Genomic DNA, 4,102 nt, shown 5'->3' on the forward strand with positions numbered 1-4,102 from the left:
AAGACATAATTAATTAAAATTATAATTTGCTATTAGTATCTTTTTAAAAATATTTATAATTATTTTAATAGGTTATGCAAGAAGTCTAATGAATAACATTTAATTTAAATTCTTTGTCGCTTGTTTTTTCATATAAAAAGAACATCTTTTTAATAAAGTTTTAACATAATTTTTTATGTTTACTTTATTTTGGAATGTTCAAAAAGTATTGATTTTTTAATAATTGACACATTCTTTTTTTTGTTTTGCAGCAGCAATTAAAGACCCTATAACATAAACTTAATGATAAATTAAAACTTGATAAATTCAAATTCGTTCTAGTTGTCTTAACAATTTTAAACAATTTTAAATTCAATTGTCTGTAAAAAAACATAACCTGTTTTATTATTTACAGGAACAGGATTAATAAACAAACCATATGAAAATGAATTATAAGCAAAACTTAAAACAAGTTGTGGATAACAATTGTGCGTATCTGGTCTTCAAAAGAAATTAAAAACAAATGAATTTTGATAATTTTCTAAATGCATTCAGCCATTACTAGTTATTGAATTTAAAACTAATTTTAAATCATGTTTGTCGGAAAGATAACGAAAAATAGCACCTATATTAGTAAAAAAAGAAGCACTTGGTTGAAAATTACTAATTTTTTCAGATAACATAGTAAAATCTGCTTTGGTTACATTAAAGACAATTTTATTACTATAAGTTTCAATTTTATAATAATGTCAAAAATCCATTATTTTTTTAGCAAAATCAAATAATTGATTATCAATATATTGTTTCGATGTTAAAACTTTAATTGGTGTTTTTAATGTTATTGCATTAGTTTTATTATTAAATGGTAAATTTTCAATCATAAAATCATTTGGAATAAAAGATGTTATATTCGCTCTAACATAATAATTATTTTTAATTTGAACTTTATTTTTAATATATTTTTGCTCATAAAATTTTAAAAAGTTTTCTGGAGTCAATTTTGTTGGGTCATACCCTTCACCCGCTCACGCCAACACAGAATCTTCTTCTTTTTTAAAATTTCAAGTTGGAGCATCAATACTATAAAAAGTATTAAAAATTAATGTATGATCATTGGCAACAAAATTAATCTTTCTTGAACGTAATTTTTCCGTAATTATTTGTCAAATTGTGTTTGATTGATCAATATTATTAAAATTACGTTTTAACTTTTCAATAATCTGATATTTATACTTACCAAAAAGATCATCAATAAAAGTAACAAAATAATTTGCCATTTTTTGTTGTATATTACTTAGTACTAAAATGTTATTACTAGCAACAACTAAGCTACTAATTGAATCAGGTACTTGTAATTCTTTAAAACTTACTTCATAGGGAATATTAAATTTAATGGTAATACCTTTTATAGTTTGCTTTTTACTTGCCATCATTCTTGCTAAGTTATCAAAATTTACCAATTTTAAAGTAAGACGAATATTTTTCTCATTTAATGATAATGGCAAGATATCATAATAATAGTTTGCATATTGCTTAATAATTTCCTGGTTAATAATATTAAGTTCTTTTTTGAAATCAATAATTAGTTGCTTTAAGAAATTTCACTGATAAATTTCATCACCAACTAACATTAGTTCGTTATTTTTTTGCAACTTTATAAGAAATTCCTGAAATATAGACATTTCATTAGGATAACTATTCATATCAATGTTGGTTTTTGTTTCTCATCAAGATTGAAGTCTTTTTTTTGCTTGTTCTAGAATTGTGTTAATAGTTTCAAGATCTTGATTTAAAGTTATTATTTTGTTATCATCAAAATTCTTTTCATGCATTGAACAACTAATAGTTGTTAAACTAAGACTTCCGCCTATACTAAAAATACTAAAAATAGTTAATAACCTTTTCATCTATTTGCCACCTACCTTGTATAACCTATACTACATAAAAATATTATATCATACTAAATATATAAAATAGTTCCACAATATATTAAATTTTATAATGAAATTAGAACCACAAAGTAAATTAAAAAAATTGAGTTAGGCCATCTTTAGCATAACTCAATCCGAAATAAATTTCATTTTTTATAAAAACTTTTCTTTGCATATTTAAAATTAGTTGATTTTTTAATTCATCTTATAACATATATTATTATATTTATTGTTTATATCTAATTATTCAATCTTAAATTCAAATGTATCTAATCGTAAATATTCTCCAGTATGAATATTATTATCCTTAATTGAAAGACGTGGAACAAAAGAATATCCAAAATTATTATAACCAAAATTTATTTTAATTTGTAAATTCTCAACGTTTTCAACCTTTTTTCTAAATCATTCGATAATAATTGAATTTGATTTTTTAACTAAATTAAATGTATGAAGTTCTGGTAATCATATTGAAAAATGAGTATCAGCAATTATAGTTGCAGTTCTTCTCTTATTGAAATAGTCAAAAATAGAACTAAAAATTAACTCAATATTTAAAAATTCTAATCTTTCTGAAGCAAAAGAATCAATTGTTTGTTTTAACGCATTGAAATTTACTTGTGACATATGAAAAACAAGCTTATCATTGAATGTTTCTAATTTATAATAATGCCAAAAATCTATTATTAATTGAGAAAATTGTGTTAATTTTTGATCAACTGGTTCTTTTTCCATTAAAATCTTAAATGGTTTTTTTAAAACTATTTAAGATTTGTCATTTTGTAAAGGTAAATTTTCAATCATAAAATCGCATGAATTTAAAGATGCTATATTTGCTTTAACATAATATTTTTCTTCAGAAATAAGTCCATTAGGAAATTGTACTCTTTGAAAAAATACAAGAAATTTTGTCATGTTAATTTATCTGGCTTATAACCTTCACCTGCTCATAATAAAACAGATGCATACTGTTTTGAAATATTATCAGTTAACTTATATAAAGACGGTAAATTACCATATGGAACAACTTTAGAAAAGAATGTAATATTAAGGCGATTTAATTCGGTACGAATAATATTTCAAACAGCATCAGGCACATTTGCTACATCATTAAAATCACTATTGTGTCTATCAACCATACTATAATTTTGCTTAGCAAAAAGAATATCAATAAAAGTAACAAAATAATCTTTAAGATCTGCTTGCATATGTTTTACAGCTACTAAGTCATTACTTACAACAATTAAACCACTAATTGAATCACGAACTTGCAACTCCTTAAATTTAACTTCATACATAATATTAAATTTAACTGTTAGTGCTAATACATTTTTAGAAGAAAGTGGTATGAATTTTGCTAAGTTATCAAAATTAATATTTGTTAAGTTAAAAGAACTATCATTTTCAGATAATACCAATGGTTTTGAGGTATGATAATAATTTGAATATTTGATTGCTAATGAATGATTAAAATTATTAAATTCATTAATAAACTCAGTAAACAATCACGCCAGAAAACGCCACTCTTGAACTTCTTCGCCAAGTAAAGTTAATTTTTTTCTTTTAATATTGAAACTAATGCATTAAATGATGTTTCTTGTCCACGAACAGCATTAATATCAATCGTTGTATGTTCTTCTCATCAACTATTAAAATGTTGTTTTGCTTCCTTTTTTATATCATTCATATGGTCAAGGTCTCTATAATATCTAGTTTATTTTTATTATCTTCTTTTATCCGTGGCCTACAACTAACCACCCCAAACACACTACCACTGCCTAACACAAAAGCACTAAAAATGGTTAATAACCGTTTCATCAATATGCCACCTTCTTCCAATAAGATACTTATTACTTATTATTATATTGAATAAAAAAAACACATTCATGCCCTTAACAAATTATTTGCAAGATAGAATTTATCTTGCAAATAAAAGAGATTAAGAAATCATATTATTAAAATGTAATGCTATTTTCATATAAAAAATGTTTCTCCTAACATTATAATTTAATAATAAACAATAATAATTATTATTTATCTTTTGGTTAAGAAAAACATTATCAATTATTTTTAAAACAATATTATACTTCTTGCATAACCTAGTTATTTTAAAATTCCTATAAAATATATTTAAAATAGAAATTATAGGAATCTAAAATTATGAAATTTGATAAATTTGATTTTATTAATGA

At 22.9% G+C, this 4,102-nt stretch carries 5 protein-coding genes; all 5 read right to left on the reverse strand.

Annotation, left to right across the window (positions count from 1 at the left end; translation table 4 throughout):
• Window positions 1-335: 335 nt before the first annotated feature.
• The 5 genes from EHU54_RS04815 to EHU54_RS04835 all read right to left on the reverse strand — a co-directional run bounded on the left by EHU54_RS04815 (window position 336) and on the right by EHU54_RS04835 (window position 3,728).
• Window positions 336-1,886, reverse strand: coding sequence for a hypothetical protein (locus EHU54_RS04815; protein ID WP_400249226.1), 1,551 nt, complete (start codon window positions 1,884-1,886; stop codon window positions 336-338).
• 267 nt (window positions 1,887-2,153) lie between these two features.
• The gene (locus EHU54_RS04820) at window positions 2,154-2,645 is read right to left on the reverse strand and encodes a hypothetical protein (protein WP_400249227.1); all 492 of its coding nucleotides are present in this window, start codon (window positions 2,643-2,645) and stop codon (window positions 2,154-2,156) included.
• A gap of 92 nt (window positions 2,646-2,737) precedes the next feature.
• Complete coding sequence (locus EHU54_RS04825; protein WP_400249228.1) at window positions 2,738-3,415, reverse strand: hypothetical protein; 678 nt, start codon at window positions 3,413-3,415, stop codon at window positions 2,738-2,740.
• Between the two features lie 44 nt (window positions 3,416-3,459).
• A complete protein-coding gene (locus EHU54_RS04830) occupies window positions 3,460-3,597 on the reverse strand; it encodes a hypothetical protein (RefSeq protein WP_400249230.1) in 138 nt (45 codons plus the stop codon).
• Window positions 3,585-3,728: a lipoprotein gene (locus tag EHU54_RS04835; protein ID WP_400249231.1), complete on the reverse strand. Its 144-nt coding sequence runs from the start codon at window positions 3,726-3,728 to the stop codon at window positions 3,585-3,587. The genes EHU54_RS04830 and EHU54_RS04835 overlap by 13 nt, the downstream gene beginning before the upstream one ends.
• Between the last annotated feature and the right edge of the window lie 374 nt (window positions 3,729-4,102).

Origin of the sequence: Spiroplasma sp. ald (genome assembly GCF_044714355.1) — a bacterium.
In the GTDB taxonomy this organism is placed as follows: Bacteria; Bacillota_I; Bacilli_A; order Mycoplasmatales; family Mycoplasmataceae; genus Spiroplasma; species Spiroplasma phoeniceum.